Source organism: Arthrobacter sp. YD4 (assembly GCF_030410515.1).
Lineage (GTDB): Bacteria > Actinomycetota > Actinomycetes > Actinomycetales > Micrococcaceae > Arthrobacter.
In genome coordinates this window covers 67,415-82,122 of the sequence record NZ_JAUHHD010000002.1, presented here as the reverse complement: position 1 = coordinate 82,122, position 14,708 = coordinate 67,415, and the positions used below count along the sequence as shown (strand labels likewise).

The following is a 14,708-nucleotide window of genomic DNA, read 5'->3' as shown; positions in this document are numbered from 1 at the left end:
CGTGTGACAGAGGTTCAGTTCGATGCCGGATCCAGCCATGTATGCGACCCCAGGCGCGGACCGGACCGGTATTGATGCCGGTGCCGAGGGCATTTAGAGTCTGTCTTGTCTGCAAGATCCACTGTTGTGACAGGAGCCTTTCGCATGCCAAAGCCCGATATCAACCCCGGGGACCCCTGCTGGATTGATTTGATGACCTCGGATCCGGACAAAGCCAAGGATTTCTACAACCAGCTCTTTGGCTGGACCTACGAAACGGGGGACGCGGAAATGTACGGGGGCTACATCATGGCCTTCAAAAACGAAGCCCCAGTCGCCGGCATCATGAAGAACGACGCCGACTCGGGCTACCCCGACGTGTGGACGACCTATCTTCGGGTCCAGGACATCGACGCCACCGCAAATGCCGCCACCGGCCATGGCGGCCAGATCTATCTTCCTCCGATGGACGTCCCGGAACAGGGGAGAATGGCAATGCTCGGGGACGCTGGAGGCGCAGCGGTCGGCGCTTGGCAGTTCGGCGGCCATGTCGGCTTCCAGCTCGTCGCTGATCCCGGTTCTCCCGCGTGGTTCGAGGTCCTCACCCGCGATTACGACGCAAGCGTAAAGTTCTACCAAGACGTCTTCGGCTGGACCACGACCGTCTTAAGCGACACACCGGAATTCCGCTACACCACCCTTGGTACAGGCGATGAATCCAAGGCTGGAATCTTGGACGCGGCAAGCTTCCTGCCAGAGAGCGTTCCTTCGAACTGGCAAGTGTATTTCGCCGTTGAGAACGCCGACGCCACGATCGACACTGCGCTGGCCTTGGGCGGCCGCGTAGTTCAAGCCGCGGAGGACACTCCGTTCGGACGGATGGCAACCCTCACCGACCCGACCGGGTCCATCTTCAAGATCACCCAGCCCCTCCCGCAGAGCAGCTAGCCGCTCCGCAGGCCCTGGTCCCTGACAGCTACCCAAAGACATGGCAGGGCTAACGCACTTAGACAAATAGCCGCGCGGGACTCCTCCAGAGGGTCATGCCGTGGGGGATTAGGTGCGTCCTGGCCCTCGGGTGGACGGCAGCCATGATGTCTATGATCGCCCCCTTGAAATCTGGCGACCTTCCTCAACGAAGCTGGGTGTCGTGCTGTGCTGCAGGAAGGACTCACTGAATGCCCAGGAATTCTTCCAGCAGCACAACCTCCAGACCAGCGGCCAGCTGGGCGGCGCGGAACGCGGCGAAGTCGGCTGAGAAATCCGCCCGGAAGTGCATGAGAACAATGTCGCCGGGCCGCAAAGAGTTGCCGTATTGATAGTCCATGCGGCCGACGTTGGCTTTGGCTTCCCACGTGACGATTGCTTTGAGGCCGGCCGCCGCAACCGCTTGCCGCATAGCAGTGGAGTAGGCGCCGCCTGGTGGCCTGAACAGGGTGGGGGTGCGTCCGTACTCTTGGACCGCGAATTCCTGCATCCCGGCGATGTCTTCGAGCTGCCGCTGGTATCCCCACTGGGTGGTCATGTTCACGTTGTGGCTGATGGTGTGGTTTTCAACCAGGCTTCCTTGCTCCATGAACGCCCTGAAGAATCCCGGCTTGTCCCGGATGGTGTTTTTCGTCAGGAACAGGCTGGCGGGGAGGTCGTTGGCTGCCAGCAGCCGGACGCTTTCGGGGGACTTGACCGCTCCGTCATCAATCGTCAGGAACACAACGGGGTGCTTGGTGGGGATCCTGGTGATGACCGGAGCCAGGCCCCCTTGGATGGGCGGAAGGACGTAGTCCGGACTGAAGGAACGTCGAAGACGTTTTGGCGTCGCCGGAGAGCTCGCCGTCGGCCCCGACAGTGGACCACCGGAGTCGTACCCCGACGTCCCAGGCCCCTCGACGCCAGGCTGCGCGGACAAGCTCTGCGTGGGCGGGTCCACCGGAGCCGCACATGCCCCTAACCCGGCCATCAGGGAGGCGCCAAACAAGCCGATGGCTGCGCGTCGGCTGGTTGGAAGAGAGTGATCGTTACACATAAAGTCCGAAGTCCTGAATAAGCGGGGTGTTCCAGTCAGTAGTACCACCTGCCGGTTAACACAGCACCCCGCGGTGTCCGTGTGGTCACAGGCGGAATCAAATCTGGCTTCCTCGAAAATCCCGGCGGCCGACGGCAGCCTCGAAGACCGCGCCCGGGCCGGCATCACCATGACCACCAAACACGGACGATGTCGACGCGACGGTCCTCGGCGCGGACCCGGGAACGCAAGAACCGCCCCGCACTAGCCAAGGAGCTGGCGTCATGCGCGGGGCAGTTCAGGGGGTGATACCCAGTGGTTGAGCCGGGCGATCCGTATCAAAATATGCCCGTGACTTGAGTGGGTCAATAGGGGCATCCGCAATGCGGTCATCGCATTTGGCCACGGAGGGGCACGATTGCCGATGGGAGGCATTTCAGCTGCTAAGAGATTTCGACAGCGTCTCTATGACTGAGCTAATAGCCGCCGAAGTCAGCGACGGAATCACCGGCCTGACCGTGCCAGTGCCGAACCCCTTCGGGGCGTTGTAACCCTCGCAGCCTTAGAAGCGATTCGCGTCGCAGGCCAGGATGCCGCTCGCAGACCTACGCCGAACACAGGACGCCGACTGGGAGCACCGAGTGAACATACGTTGGCCGTGACTCTCCGCATTCCCCAGAAATCGAAAGGCAACCCCCTGAAACGCCCCCGCGCACGTTGCCTTCCCCAAGGCCAGCGCGGGGGCGTTTCTGTGGGGAGAAGGTGGCGCCACCCCCAAGACAAGTTGCGTAGAGCCACCGACTTGAGGTGAACCTTAGTTGGCTCCCGACGTAATAGCCATAGGTTGACCGGGTGGTTACCAAAAAGTAAGTTTGCTACGGCTCCCAGTTCCCCCATGTACGGGGAGCCAACGAAACGCCCCCACACCCAGCCGCCCCCAAATGGCTCCCGTGGGGGCGTTTCCCATGCTTGACCCTTCCTTGGGGACGAATTTCCTGCAGCCTGGGCACGCCGCTTCCATCAGTCCGCTTCTCAGCATCACCTCCGAAAGGGATGACCATGCACTTCACCTCGGAAAAGACTTTCAACGACGGCATCGCCGAGCGCGAGTTCGCCCTTGGTGACATCTCCGGCATCTTATGGACGCCGCCGTCCGCTTCCGCATCCGCGCCTGTTCCACTCATCCTGATGGGCCTACCCGGCGGGATCGGGATGCGGCAGATGTACCCCCGCTTAGCGGCACGCGCGAGCAGCACCGCCGCACAAGGCTTTGCGGCGGTCTGTATCGAGTTGCCGGGGTCGGGCGGCCGATCCCCACTGCCCGGTGCAGAGCAAGTTCGTGCGGATCTTGCCCGCGCGGTTGCCGCCGGCGAAAAGCCCGCTGACGACGTCGTTGACCGGCTAATACTTCCTCTGGTCGACAAGGCGGTCCCGGAATGGCAGCTGACGCTCGACGAAGTACTCGACCTTCCCGAGATCGGCGATCGCGTGGGATTCTCCGGCGGGGTGATCGCGATCGGTGTTCGCCTGGCTGTGATCGAGCCGCGAATCGCAGCAGCCGGACTCTTCGCCGGTAGCTACGTGCCGCGCACGATCATGGAAGAGGCGCGTCAGGTCACCATCCCGCTACACGTCCTCCTCCAATGGGATGACGAGGGCAACGACCGAGGGGCGGCACTCGCTCTCTTCGACGCCTTCGGGTCGACGGAGAAAACGCTCTACGCCAACATGGGCGGCCATACAGGCGTCCCACAATTCGCGGGCGAAGATGCCACGCGATTCTTCGCCCGCCATCTCAGCCTCGCTGCTGGATGACCGGCTGCCCGTACGGCAGGGCCGCCGGCGTCTCGGGCCCGCCGACGGTCTTCCGATTCTGAGCGATACCCGAGCCTGGGTGTCGCCACGGACAAGCCCGGGGAATAGTTCAAGGAATGCGCAGATGCAATAATCACCGTTCCTTTTTGACATAATCTTCATTATCAGCGCACCAGAACGACGGGGGAGAGTCGACTGAAGAAGCGGTCGCTGCCTTACCCTTCGTCGATATCAGGTCCGGCCCACTCAAGAGCTGCGACCAGGTGCCCTTCGTTGCGCAGCACCTGTTGTTCCGCTGCTAGGGGACCAGGAAGCTCTTTAGGATGGAACCCATGACTCCGCCGCGCGATCTTGTCCTTCCCACCGGTTACACCGATCTCCTCCGCGATCTCAAGACCCGGGTAAGTTCAGCTCGCATTACAGCCCTCCGGACCGTCAACACCCAGCTGATCGAGCTGTACTGGTCCATCGGCCGCACCATCCTTGAGCGGCAGGAAGCGGAGAGTTGGGGGAGTGGTGTCATTGGCCGGCTGGCCGATGACCTCCGGTCGGAGTTCCCGGATATGAAAGGCCTCTCCCGGTCCAACCTGTTTTACATGCGGGGATTCGCCGCTGCCTGGACCGACCCAATCGTCCAACAGCCTGTTGGACAATTGCCGTGGGGCCACATCACAGTGCTCCTGGACAAGCTGGAAACCCACGACCACCGCCGTTGGTATGCCGCCGCTGCCGTCGAGCACGGCTGGTCTCGGAACGTACTCATGAACATGATCATGAACAAGACCCTCGAACGCACCGGAGCCGCACCATCGAACTTTGTGCAACACCTGGTCGAACCGGACTCAGAACTGGCCCAACAGATTGCCAAAGATCCCTACAACTTCGAATTCCTCGGTCTTTCAGGTGAAGTGGCCGAACGGGACCTCGAAAACGCCCTGACCAGCAGAATCACCGAAACCCTCCGCGAGCTCGGCCCCGGGTTCGCCTTCGTCGGCCGACAAGTCCACTTCGACGTCGACGGCGACGATTTTTACGTCGACCTGCTCTTCTTCCACATCGAACAATCCCGCTACGTTGTCATCGAGCTCAAGACCGGCAAGTTCCAGCCCGAATACGCCGGAAAACTCAACTTCTACGTCGCCCTCGTCGACGATGTCCTCCGCCGGGATCACCACAACGAGACCATCGGGATCCTGATCTGCGGCAGCAAGAACGACCGTAGCGTCCGGTACAGCCTCGGGCGTGCAACGTCCCCAGTGGCGGTTGCTGCATACACCTACGATTCGCTCCCCGTGGCCGTTCGCCAAGGGCTGCCGGACGCAGAACATTTGACGGCCGCTTTGAAATGGACCGCAACGGAATAAACAACCCTTAGCTGGAACAGCTACGAGGCCTATCTCGAGCCTTGGACCCCAGAAGGGTTGCCAGCCCGCGGCCGTGGCTACGAGAACGGATCTGGGGCCGCAATGGGACGAGTTCGCAAGAGGGAGAGGCCGCGTGTCGGGAGTTGATGGATTTTTTCCTTGTGCTGGGAAATCGTTGCCTTCGCCGATTTGGCTCGTCTCTTATGCTTGCCTGACCATGGGCGGGTAACTCAGGGTGCGGCTAGCAATTTCAGCTCATTGAGGATCTCGAGCTGTTGACGGTTGATATTTATCAGCAGCTCGATCTCTTCCTTTGCCTTTAGATTCGTGTCGTAGTCGTGCTGGGCCATGGCTGCAGCGATGGCGTCCTGTCGTTTGGCGGCAATGAGAAGAATGGCGCCCTGCAGTCCTGCCAACATGGAGAGCAGTAGATTTAGAAGTATGTAGGGATAGGGGTCCCATGCGTTCGTCGCCAGCGCCCAGGTGTTAATGGCGGCCCAGATAAGCATGAAGCCGATGAAGCCTCCGACGAAAGGCCAGCTTCCCATCCCGTTGCGCATGATGTCAGCTGCGCGCTGGCCCTTCGTCAGGGAAGCTTTGTGTTTGTCGTGCCAGGTCTGTCGTTGATCGCTCATGCCCCAGACTAGACCCTGGCGGCCAGGCCCGAGAGGCCGGCGGTGTCGATGAGCGCGGCAACGAGTTGTGCCCTAGCAGGGATCTTTGTGCGTCAAACCGGACGGGGGGCCGGCGCGCAAATCGCGTTTTCTTTCCGGGGTGGTGAACGACGAAGATTCAATCCACCAGCCGGACGGAATAGCCCGGCACGGTGCCAAGAACAGCAACTGCTTGTCATAACGTCGGTTATCGGGATTTTGCCCGGCTGCCTGGGATTCGACGCGGTTCCCGGCTTTGGAGGCAACCCCGGCAGTGGATGGTTGACTGTGTGCCATGACTGACAGATCAACATCCCCGCCGTGGACTGATGACTCGCTTCCAAAAACCGACATTGTCGGTCGCACTGAATTTGCTCGTGCCGTCGCCGCGCGCATTGACTCTTGCGTGGACGGCCAGGGCTCGACAGTTTTCGGTCTAGCGATAGGGACCTAACTGAGGCGCAAAGGCGCGATTTTGCGACCCGAAGCATCCTGGCACTGAAGAGTTCGCAGACCCAGAAGTCGGAATAGCCTTACATAAGGTTCATTATCGGCGCCCGGCCGACAACCCCCCGGGTGTGAATCCGATCGAGCCCGAGTTTTCCCGTAGGTCAGTAGCCCGCCCCAAAAACAGCGTTGACGCGTACCTCAGTTAGGTTCAGAACAGGGATAATTCCGACACAGGAAACGATACGCAGCTGGCTTTTCCCTCGCCGCCGAACGTCCTCGGTCCTGACGATCCGTGAGCCTAAAGGACGCCGTCGGCGATCGGGCTCCGAGGAGACATTCGACGTCGGAGGAGTCGCCCCGCGCTAGCTAGGGGGCTAGCGTCATGCGCGGGGCGGCTCAGGAGGTGATGCCCAGTGGTTGAGCCGGGCGATCCCTATCAAAGTACGTCCGGCCGACCAATAGGTCAACGGGCAGTCGCTAAGTGCCGATCGTGCTGGGCCGGACTCCCTGCTGCAGGGTCAACCAACCTTGCCTGAGAGCGCGACCAGTACGCCGGCCGTAGCGAAATACTTGTTGCTTCCCAGATCCCTGAGGGTTTTGATGCCCATACCGGCAAGCAGTTCGTCGTGCTTTTCGGTCAGGCCGGCGAGTGCCGATGGCGGAGCCGACAGGATCTCGTCCAGAGTCGAGTTCTCGTAGGCCTTGTCCAACGCCTTGCCAAGTTCAATCGAAACAGCCACTTTCATGTCCTTTCATTGATGACGGAAACAACAAAGCCAACGTTCGGCCGTAGGTGTGCCAGGATCCTAAGAGCACGCTACCGCAGCATCGGTCAGTACGATGTCGCCTGATAGCGGATATTGGCGAGGTTTGGGCCGCAGGCTTGATTAGGCCCGGCGGTCTTGTCGTAAGGTATCTCGGATCTCAGTGAGGAGCGCAATTTGCGGGTCTTCGGCCGCTTCTTCCTTGACATCCTGTTGGATGCCCAGGCGACGGTTGCGGCGCTCGATCATGTGGTTCATGGGCACGACGATAACGAAATAGATAGCTGCCGCCACGAGCAAGAAGTTGACGATCGCGGTGAGTAGGACACCGAATTTGATGTCGTTTCCGTTGAGGGTCACGACGGCGAAGCTATCGAAGTTCGGTGATCCGACCAATGCCGCGATGAACGGCATGAGAACGCTTTGAACTAGGGCCGTAACAACGGCGCCGAAGGCGGCCCCGATCACGACGGCGACGGCAAGGTCTACGACGTTGCCCTTCATGATGAAGTTCTTGAATCCTGTCAGCATGGAGCAAAAGTACATCCTCCGCCCCGTCTATGGCCACCAGCGACGCGATATTCTGCCGTACTCTCTTCTGACGGAGCCACGATTTCCATTTTTTGAATCGAAATAGTCTTCGTTATCGCCGCCAAGAATTGCCCGGTAAAAGCATTTGGCCGGGCTTTCGGTTTACGCCTCGTTGATGTCGGGTTCGGCCCGCTCCAGGGCGCCGACGAGGCGTCTTCATCGGGCAGTGTCTGATGTTTCGCCGCGGGGAGATCGTCGAAGGTGTAGAAGGCCACGGGCGACGTGACCCGCCCGAGGCTGTCTGCCGCTGTTATAAGCGCACACAAACGTGCCGGCATGAAGGCGCCCGGACTTACACACGAGGACAACCCCGGGTGGGTGCGGGACGCGTCCACGGCGGCTCGTGTCCGCTCACACTGCGGCGGCCAGGGAGCGGCCCACTGTCCGTCCGGTGAAGATGCAGCCACCGAGGAAGGTTCCTTCGAGCGCGTTGTAACCGTGCGCGCCGCCGCCGCCAAAGCCGGCGGCCTCACCGGCGGCGTAGAGGCCCTCGATGGCCCCCGAGCCGGTCCCAGCCCGCGGATCCTTGCCAGTCCTGCCAGGCGAGTTCGAGGGAGTCCTTGACGCCCAGTCGTCGCTGCATCGGCCATTTGAGCGTCCGCTTCCCATGGATGCGGAGCCCGGAGTGCTGAGCTGCCGACTCTGTCGCTCCCGTGACGACGGAAGCGGAGTTGCTTCTGCGGCGATTCTTGTCGAACTGTCCCGCGCGGAAAGGGATCGGCTGCTGCGGCGGAATCGAGATGACTATATTTCGGATGACACAGAAGGTCGGCGATGGATGATCATTGTCCGTTGAAGGATCCTCCATCTGGCAGCGTGCAGTGGTGACCGCTGCACCGACGATCAGCGGACGGGCTAAAAGCCATCAATTTCGTAGTGTCGATCGACATGTGCGCTGACCCTGCCCCATTCGCTCTCCGCGACTCGTCGCTGATGTGCGCGGAACGAGTTGCTGTCCTGGAATTGCTCGTTGACCTGCCAGATCAGCGGGTCTTGAGTCGGGTTCACCTCGAAGGAAATGCATCCCGGCTCGGCGCGTGTCAGCTTGATGTGCAGGGGTAGGTGCTGCGCTACCACCCCGACCTGCTCTTGGTCACTGCAAACAAGATGCCCGGTGAGGAAGACATTGTTCATAACTCATCCTTACATTGCTGAACAGAGCGCCCCGCCCGGCATCGTCCCGGTGAAGGATCCCCTTTCGGATTTGCCCGATCGATAGGCAGCGCTGTCAAAGAGAACAGCCTTGTAACGCCAAAAGTCAGAACCGAAGGACTAGTCACCCTCCGCTTGACGCCACTTCTCCTTTAACTTCTCGATGTATTGTTCGGGCGTGAGTCCGCTGGCTAGGAACTCGTTGATGCTCTCGACGGTCGCGCGGGAGGGGTACAACCCGTCAAGAGCCCAGCTGGCCATCGTATCGATGGTGAGTTCGCGCATCTGCTCGGGGGTCAGGACACGGTCAGGTTGCTCTTTGGGGAGATCTCCAGGCTGCTGGGGGTAACCCATAGCGACCTTCCGTTCGTCGTGTGGTGGTCTTTGAATTTTATCGGCAGAGAGAGTACAGCAGGCCGACAGGACTGATTGAGGAAGTTCGCTCACTTCAGTTCCCCCCCGGAGGCTGCATTTGGACCCACCACAGGAACTCGCCCGCGTGCGGACGGTGAAGGAAGCCGTCGCCGGCGAGCCCTGCGAGCAAGTCATTGCTCTGAACGATCTGGTGGCCGATCCTAGCCCGATCGTAGGGTGGCAGGTGTAGGCCGTACACGTCCCTGGCCGCGACCAATTTCTGCTCGTAAGTCAGGAGGGTCAGGAACCGCTTGGGGTACATGACCGAGAGCACCCTCGAAAGCAGGAGTTCCTTGAAGCCCGGGAACGAAAAGCTGAGCGTCCCGTTGACCAAGTTCGTGAGTCGGTCTTCCAGAGGCTTGCCGGTACCCCGCAGCAGGTGGTCAACCACTTTCCGGACCCGAGCTGCGCCATACTCGGGATCCTTGTCGAAAGCTGTAAGGAAGGTGGACTGGATGCCGAGGTTTGACCCGCTCGTGTCCGTCCCAAATGCTCGCAGTTCAGCGGGGCCAGCTGCGGAAAGGCCCTCTTCACTAAATATGCGCTGATACTTCGCCCAAAAGGACGGCACGCGCGGATCGAGCCCGGCGTGCTCCTGGCTCAGGAATTCCGACTTGAGGAGCTGGGCGCGAGCCATCAACTCAGGGGAGGCCTGGTCCGCGGTAGGCATGGGGCGAGGGGTAGGCTGTGCGGTCATACGCGCAGAGTGCAGCCGGTCCGCCCCATGCACCCAGGCGTAGTCGCAGTTTGGGCACCAGGCTTTGTTGCGACCGTCCGGGAGCGCTTCGAGTACCTCGACGCCCTCGTGATCGACATTTAGTGGGCACATCAGCGGCACCATGGAAATCCAACTTTGCGATACTCGCGCCCGACTCTCGGGCTGGAGCTAGTCTAGGGCCCGGCCGGTGCACTAGATGATTGCCGTCGCAGATCACCAGCTGGCACGTGACACCGGCCCGAGTTGCCGCGCACGTGGTAGGTCAAAGGGAGGGGTCCAGACAAATTTCGGAGTGCGGGATTAACGTGGTGATGTGAACGAAAGTTGAGTATCCGGGTCTCATCTGGGTCAAAGATCCGATTAGCCTTGATGGCCAGGCGACCGGAGCCGTTCCTCGACGACGACATCATGAGGACTGCTCGCACTTCTATCGTGCCAGCGACGGTTCGATGCTCGGCCCAGCACCGTACCGTGCTTCAGAGGAGCAGATGCGAACTCTGCCCCCTTGCCAGACCTGCGCCGAAATGTCGTCCGGCTCCGGCGCTGCCGGGCGTGATTCAGCAGGCCGACGAGGCGATGTCTGTAAGCCGTGCTTTATGGAACGCCCCCTGATCGGGCCATGCCCCAACTGTGGAGAGGAGTGACGAGTCAACGAAGCTGGTAAGGGCATAGCCCGAATTTGGGTCGCCCCGCGAAGTAACGACTGCGCCACTTAGGCGCATAAGTTGTCCGGGAACATCAACGTGATTAGAGCGGTAGGCGCTGCAATCCGAGTGCGGTCGCCGGCAGCCGCTCAGTTGGCAGCGTAGGCCCGACGGGTTAGCTCCTCAACCAGTGGCCAGTTGGCGGTTGAACTTATCCTCAGTTCAAGATCGCCCGTCCCGAAGTGTCCGATCTTGCTAACGTCCCGGCTGAAACCCTCCACCAGCTCCACCGACGCCGGGGGGAGCTTCAGGTACACCAGCAAGTTCTTCGATGTCGGGTGGACTTCCACGCAGGCGAAATTCTTCAGCCGGCGGAAGGCGAAGTAGAGAGAGCGTTCGTTCTTCACGACGTCATCACCCAGCGACAACGCGAACGTCTCGAACTTCTCGTAGAGGGACGCCAACTCAAAATCTGCCAACGCGAGCAGCTCGGTAACCGTTTTGGCCCGTGACGATTTCTTCCCTGGTGCCGCCTCGGCAAGAGGCGCTGGGATGGAGGATGCTTTTCGGGTGGTAGCCGTTGTCTCTGTCGAAACTGACGTGACCAGTTCAATGGCCAGAAGGTCGGAACCGAAGTCCCGGTATCGGACAAGTTCAACATTCCGATCGATCTGCCGGACTGCATATTCGTCATAACGCGTGAAGTCGTTCGCGACGCAGATCAGCCGTGGCGCAGACCAGTCAATGTTCTCAGCTGTCGCGGCACCCAGCCGGGAGGCCACCAGAATCTGAAATTCTGCCTTGTGGTCCATGAGCCAATCCAGATAAAAGAGCCCCTGATTGATGACGTTCTCATTGGACGTCCGCTTGTACTCGAAGATCACCGGCGATCCGTTCTCGTCCAGGCCCAGCGAGTCAATGCGGCCGCGGTGGACCTTGCCTGTCGTGTACTCGCTGGCAAGATACCTGACACCGAAGGTGACATCCATGTTTTCCTCAATGAGGGTCTGGAGATTTCTCTCGAGGGCGAAACTGCGGGATGTGAGCTCTGAGGCTCGGCCGCCATTTATAAGGAACAGTTTGAGATCGGTCACGACTCAACTCTTCCACTTCTTGCTCCTGGCCCTGTCCTCGCCACGTAGGGATGCGAAAATTTGAGAATAGGTGGTCGTCCTAGCTGAGTGAAGTGATGCCCAGGCCCGATGACGATGGACTTGTCTGCTGCAGGAAAGGTTTGCCAATTCTTTGCCAATGAGGTTTATCCGGACAAAGCAAAAGCCCCCGCCTCCCTTGTAAACAAAGGGAAGCAGGGGCCTCGCTACGTGGCGGTGACGGTGGGATTTGAACCCACGTTGGCTTTTACACCAAACAACATTTCGAGTGTTGCACCTTCGGCCGCTCGGACACGTCACCAACCTGACTAGGGTACCGGAGCGCGGGGCCGAACCCCAAAACGAGCCCGGCACAACGGGGCCGCCGCGCCCGGACCGCCCCGGGAAGCTTCCGGCGGCGCCCGCACGGCACTAGATTCGACAGCACAATGACTATTTCGAATGCGCCCTCCGCCCGGACCGCGGGCACCGCCACCGCCTACTGGACCGTCGGCCCGGAACAGGGCGAACTCCGCACCGAGGATCTGCCGGCGCCCAGCCCCGGCGAGGCCCTGGTCCGGTCCCTCTACTCCGGCATCAGCAAAGGCACCGAGATGGTGGTGCACAACGCCCGGGTCCCCGACTGTGTGGCCGATGCCATGGCCGCCCCGCACCAGGAGGGCAGCTTCCCCGGTCCGGTGAAGTTCGGCTACCTCTCCGTGGGCGTCGTCGAGGCCGGGCCGGATGAGTGGCAGGGCAAAACCGTCTTCTGCCTGCACCCGCACCAGGACCGCTACGTCGTCCCCGTCACCTCCCTCACCGAGGTTCCCGACGGCGTCCCGGCCCGCCGCGCCGTCCTCACCGGCACCGTGGAAACCGCCGTCAACGCCCTCTGGGAAGCGGGCCCGCGGCTGGGGGACCGGGTGGCCGTGATCGGCGCAGGACTGGTCGGCGGGATGGTGGCCAAACTCCTCGCCGGCTTCCCGCTGGAACGGCTGCAGCTGATTGACATCGACCCGGCCAAGCGCGCCTTCGCGGACGCCCTGGGCGTCGAGTTCAGCCACCCGGACGACGCCGCCGGCGACTGCGACATCGTCATCCACTGCTCCGCCTCCCAGGCCGGGCTGGAACGGGCCCTGCAGCTCGTGGGCGACGAGGGCGAGATCATCGAAATGTCCTGGTACGCGGACCGCAGCGTCAGCCTGCCCCTCGGCGAGGACTTCCACGCCCGGCGCCTCTCCATCCGGGCCAGCCAGGTGGGCGTCGTCGCGCGCGCCCGCCGTCACCGCCGCACCACCGCCGACCGGCTGAACCTCGCCGTGTCGCTGCTTCGCGACCCCGTTTTCGAGGCCTTCCTCACCGGCACCTCGCGCTTCGAGGAGCTGCCCGACGTCGTCCAGCGACTCTCCGACGGCACCCTCGACGCCCTCTGCCACGTCATCGAATACCCGCACACCACAGAAACCACGAGGTAATCCGTGTTCAGCCTGACCGTCCGCAGCAACTTCATGATCGCCCACAGCCTGCCCCGCCCGGCGTTCGGCCCCGCGCAGGGCATGCACGGCGCCACCTTCGTCACCGAGGTGACCTTCCGCCGCCGGAGCCTGAACCAGGATGCGATCGTCCTGGACATCGGCGAGGCGGGCGAGGTGCTGGGCGCCGTCCTGTCCGGCCTGAACTACAAGAACCTGGACGAGCACCCCGATTTCGCCGGCAAGCTGAGCACCACCGAGGCGCTGGCGCAGTACATCGCGGACGCCGTGGCCGCGCAGATCCGCGAGGGCGACGACGGGCGCGCGCTCGCGGGCATCGACGTCACCCTGCGCGAGACCCCGGACGCGTGGGCCAGCTACTCCCTCGAGTTCGACGCCGACTAGCCCCGGTGCAGCCCTCCGCCATCCGCCTGGTCCTGCCCGGCAACGTCCACCACAACTCCGGCGGCAACGCCTACAACGCGGCCCTGGTCCGCGCCCTCGACGCGCTCGGGGTGCCCGCCACGACCCGGACCGCCGACGGCGACTGGCCGGTGGGCGGCCCCGCGGACCGGTCGGCGCTGGGGAACCTGCTGGCGGAACCGGCCGGCCCCGGGACAGTCACCCTGGTGGACGGGCTCGTGGCCTGCGGTGCCCCGGAGCAGCTGGAGGCCGCCGCCCGCGCCGGGACGCCGGTGTGGATCCTGCTCCACATGCCGCTCGACGGGTATGCCGACCTGGAAGGACGCGCGGTTGCCGCCGCGGCCGGGGTGATCTGCAGCAGCAGTTCCGCCGCGGCGGAACTGCGCGCCCGGCACGGCCTCGACGGCGCCGATACCACCGTCGCCGTCGCGCTGCCCGGCACCGACCCCGCCGGGACTGCGGTCGGGTCCACCCCGCCGCACCTGGCGATGGTGGCCGCGCTGCTGCCGAACAAGAGCCAGCTGCTCTTCCTCCGGGCGCTCGCAGCCCTGACCGACCTGGACTGGTCCGCTGCCCTGGTGGGGGCGGACACCGCGGACCCTGAGTACGCCGCCCTGCTCCGCGCCGAAACGGAACGGCTGGGGCTCGGTGGGCGCGTCCGGATCCCGGGCGAGCTTCGCGGGGACGCCCTGGACGCCGAATGGGCGCGGACCGACCTCACGCTGCTGATCTCGCGCGCGGAAACCTTCGGCATGGCCGTCACCGAGTCCCTCGCCCGCGGCATCCCCGCGATCATCCGGCGCGGGACCGGGGCGCTGGAGGCCCTCACGGCCGGAACCCCGCAGGCCGGAACTCCGCAGGCAGGACCCGGGGCGGCCAGGGCTACGGGCGAAGAGGCCGAAGGGGACGACGCAGGGCTGCCGGGCGCCGCCGTCGCGCTCGCCGAGGATCCCGCACCCCTGACGGAGCTGTTGCGCCGCTGGCTCACGGAGCCGGAGCTCCGGGCACGGTGGCGCGCCACCGCGCTGGACGCCCGGCAGCACCTGCCCGGGTGGGATGCGACCGCCCGCACGGTGCTGGAAATCCTGGGCCGGTAACCGGCCGCTCCACCCCGCCGCCGCAGTCGTCGCGGGGCAGCCCCGTATCGCCGTCCGCGGCATGGATGGACAATGGGCG

The 14,708-nt window shown here is 62.7% G+C and carries 14 protein-coding genes and 1 tRNA gene; 6 read left to right on the top strand and 9 right to left on the bottom strand.

The window, feature by feature from the left end:
• The first annotated feature begins 144 nt into the window (after positions 1-144).
• Entirely contained in the window at positions 145-927 is a 783-nt protein-coding gene (locus QWJ39_RS04700; protein WP_290256564.1) for a VOC family protein, read from the top strand.
• Positions 928-1,150: 223 nt separating this feature from the next.
• On the opposite strand, the gene QWJ39_RS04695 is transcribed toward QWJ39_RS04700, so the two are convergent.
• A complete protein-coding gene (locus tag QWJ39_RS04695; protein WP_290257286.1) occupies positions 1,151-1,711 on the bottom strand; it encodes a polysaccharide deacetylase family protein in 561 nt (186 codons plus the stop codon).
• A 1,329-nt stretch (positions 1,712-3,040) separates the two neighbouring features.
• Between QWJ39_RS04695 and QWJ39_RS04690 the strand changes: the two genes are divergently transcribed.
• Complete coding sequence (locus tag QWJ39_RS04690; protein WP_290256563.1) at positions 3,041-3,796, top strand: alpha/beta hydrolase; 756 nt, start codon at positions 3,041-3,043, stop codon at positions 3,794-3,796.
• A gap of 332 nt (positions 3,797-4,128) precedes the next feature.
• Entirely contained in the window at positions 4,129-5,160 is a 1,032-nt protein-coding gene (locus QWJ39_RS04685; protein WP_290256562.1) for a PDDEXK nuclease domain-containing protein, read from the top strand.
• Positions 5,161-5,390: 230 nt separating this feature from the next.
• Here the strand turns inward: QWJ39_RS04685 and QWJ39_RS04680 are convergent, their stop codons facing one another.
• The 8 genes from QWJ39_RS04680 to QWJ39_RS04640 all read right to left on the bottom strand — a co-directional run bounded on the left by QWJ39_RS04680 (position 5,391) and on the right by QWJ39_RS04640 (position 11,959).
• Positions 5,391-5,795: a DUF1003 domain-containing protein gene (locus QWJ39_RS04680; RefSeq protein WP_290256561.1), complete on the bottom strand. Its 405-nt coding sequence runs from the start codon at positions 5,793-5,795 to the stop codon at positions 5,391-5,393.
• A gap of 986 nt (positions 5,796-6,781) precedes the next feature.
• A complete protein-coding gene (locus QWJ39_RS04675) occupies positions 6,782-7,003 on the bottom strand; it encodes a hypothetical protein (protein WP_290256560.1) in 222 nt (73 codons plus the stop codon).
• Between the two features lie 147 nt (positions 7,004-7,150).
• Positions 7,151-7,558, bottom strand: coding sequence for a large conductance mechanosensitive channel protein MscL (mscL, locus tag QWJ39_RS04670; protein ID WP_290256559.1), 408 nt, complete (start codon positions 7,556-7,558; stop codon positions 7,151-7,153).
• Positions 7,559-8,473: 915 nt separating this feature from the next.
• Complete coding sequence (locus tag QWJ39_RS04660) at positions 8,474-8,752, bottom strand: antibiotic biosynthesis monooxygenase (protein WP_290256558.1); 279 nt, start codon at positions 8,750-8,752, stop codon at positions 8,474-8,476.
• 138 nt (positions 8,753-8,890) lie between these two features.
• Positions 8,891-9,217 (bottom strand): antitoxin VbhA family protein, encoded by a 327-nt coding sequence (locus tag QWJ39_RS04655; protein ID WP_290256557.1) that lies wholly within the window; start codon positions 9,215-9,217, stop codon positions 8,891-8,893.
• Position 9,218: 1 nt separating this feature from the next.
• Positions 9,219-9,854 carry a hypothetical protein gene (locus QWJ39_RS04650; RefSeq protein ID WP_290256556.1) on the bottom strand — a complete coding sequence of 212 codons (636 nt, stop codon included), beginning with the start codon at positions 9,852-9,854 and terminating at the stop codon, positions 9,219-9,221.
• Between the two features lie 841 nt (positions 9,855-10,695).
• Positions 10,696-11,640: a DUF5655 domain-containing protein gene (locus tag QWJ39_RS04645; RefSeq protein ID WP_290256555.1), complete on the bottom strand. Its 945-nt coding sequence runs from the start codon at positions 11,638-11,640 to the stop codon at positions 10,696-10,698.
• Positions 11,641-11,869: 229 nt separating this feature from the next.
• Positions 11,870-11,959: transfer RNA gene (locus QWJ39_RS04640), tRNA-Ser, on the bottom strand.
• Positions 11,960-12,086: 127 nt separating this feature from the next.
• Between QWJ39_RS04640 and QWJ39_RS04635 the strand changes: the two genes are divergently transcribed.
• From QWJ39_RS04635 to QWJ39_RS04625, 3 genes are read left to right on the top strand one after another with little or no spacing between them, the layout of a single operon-like run.
• A complete protein-coding gene (locus QWJ39_RS04635) occupies positions 12,087-13,112 on the top strand; it encodes a dehydrogenase (RefSeq protein WP_290256554.1) in 1,026 nt (341 codons plus the stop codon).
• A 3-nt stretch (positions 13,113-13,115) separates the two neighbouring features.
• A complete protein-coding gene (locus QWJ39_RS04630; RefSeq protein ID WP_290256553.1) occupies positions 13,116-13,514 on the top strand; it encodes a 6-carboxytetrahydropterin synthase in 399 nt (132 codons plus the stop codon).
• Between the two features lie 5 nt (positions 13,515-13,519).
• Positions 13,520-14,629: a glycosyltransferase gene (locus QWJ39_RS04625; protein ID WP_290256552.1), complete on the top strand. Its 1,110-nt coding sequence runs from the start codon at positions 13,520-13,522 to the stop codon at positions 14,627-14,629.
• The last annotated feature ends 79 nt before the right edge of the window (positions 14,630-14,708 follow it).

Bases quoted from the DNA above. Each gene is read 5' to 3' on its own strand.
- QWJ39_RS04700 (WP_290256564.1), top strand. From the start codon at position 145: ATGCCAAAGCCCGATATCAACCCCGGGGACCCCTGCTGGATTGATTTG.
- QWJ39_RS04690 (WP_290256563.1), top strand. From the start codon at position 3,041: ATGCACTTCACCTCGGAAAAGACTTTCAACGACGGCATCGCCGAGCGC.
- QWJ39_RS04685 (WP_290256562.1), top strand. From the start codon at position 4,129: ATGACTCCGCCGCGCGATCTTGTCCTTCCCACCGGTTACACCGATCTC.
- QWJ39_RS04680 (WP_290256561.1), bottom strand. From the start codon at position 5,795: ATGAGCGATCAACGACAGACCTGGCACGACAAACACAAAGCTTCCCTG.
- mscL (WP_290256559.1), bottom strand. From the start codon at position 7,558: ATGCTGACAGGATTCAAGAACTTCATCATGAAGGGCAACGTCGTAGAC.
- QWJ39_RS04660 (WP_290256558.1), bottom strand. From the start codon at position 8,752: ATGAACAATGTCTTCCTCACCGGGCATCTTGTTTGCAGTGACCAAGAG.
- QWJ39_RS04650 (WP_290256556.1), bottom strand. From the start codon at position 9,854: ATGCCTACCGCGGACCAGGCCTCCCCTGAGTTGATGGCTCGCGCCCAG.
- QWJ39_RS04635 (WP_290256554.1), top strand. From the start codon at position 12,087: ATGACTATTTCGAATGCGCCCTCCGCCCGGACCGCGGGCACCGCCACC.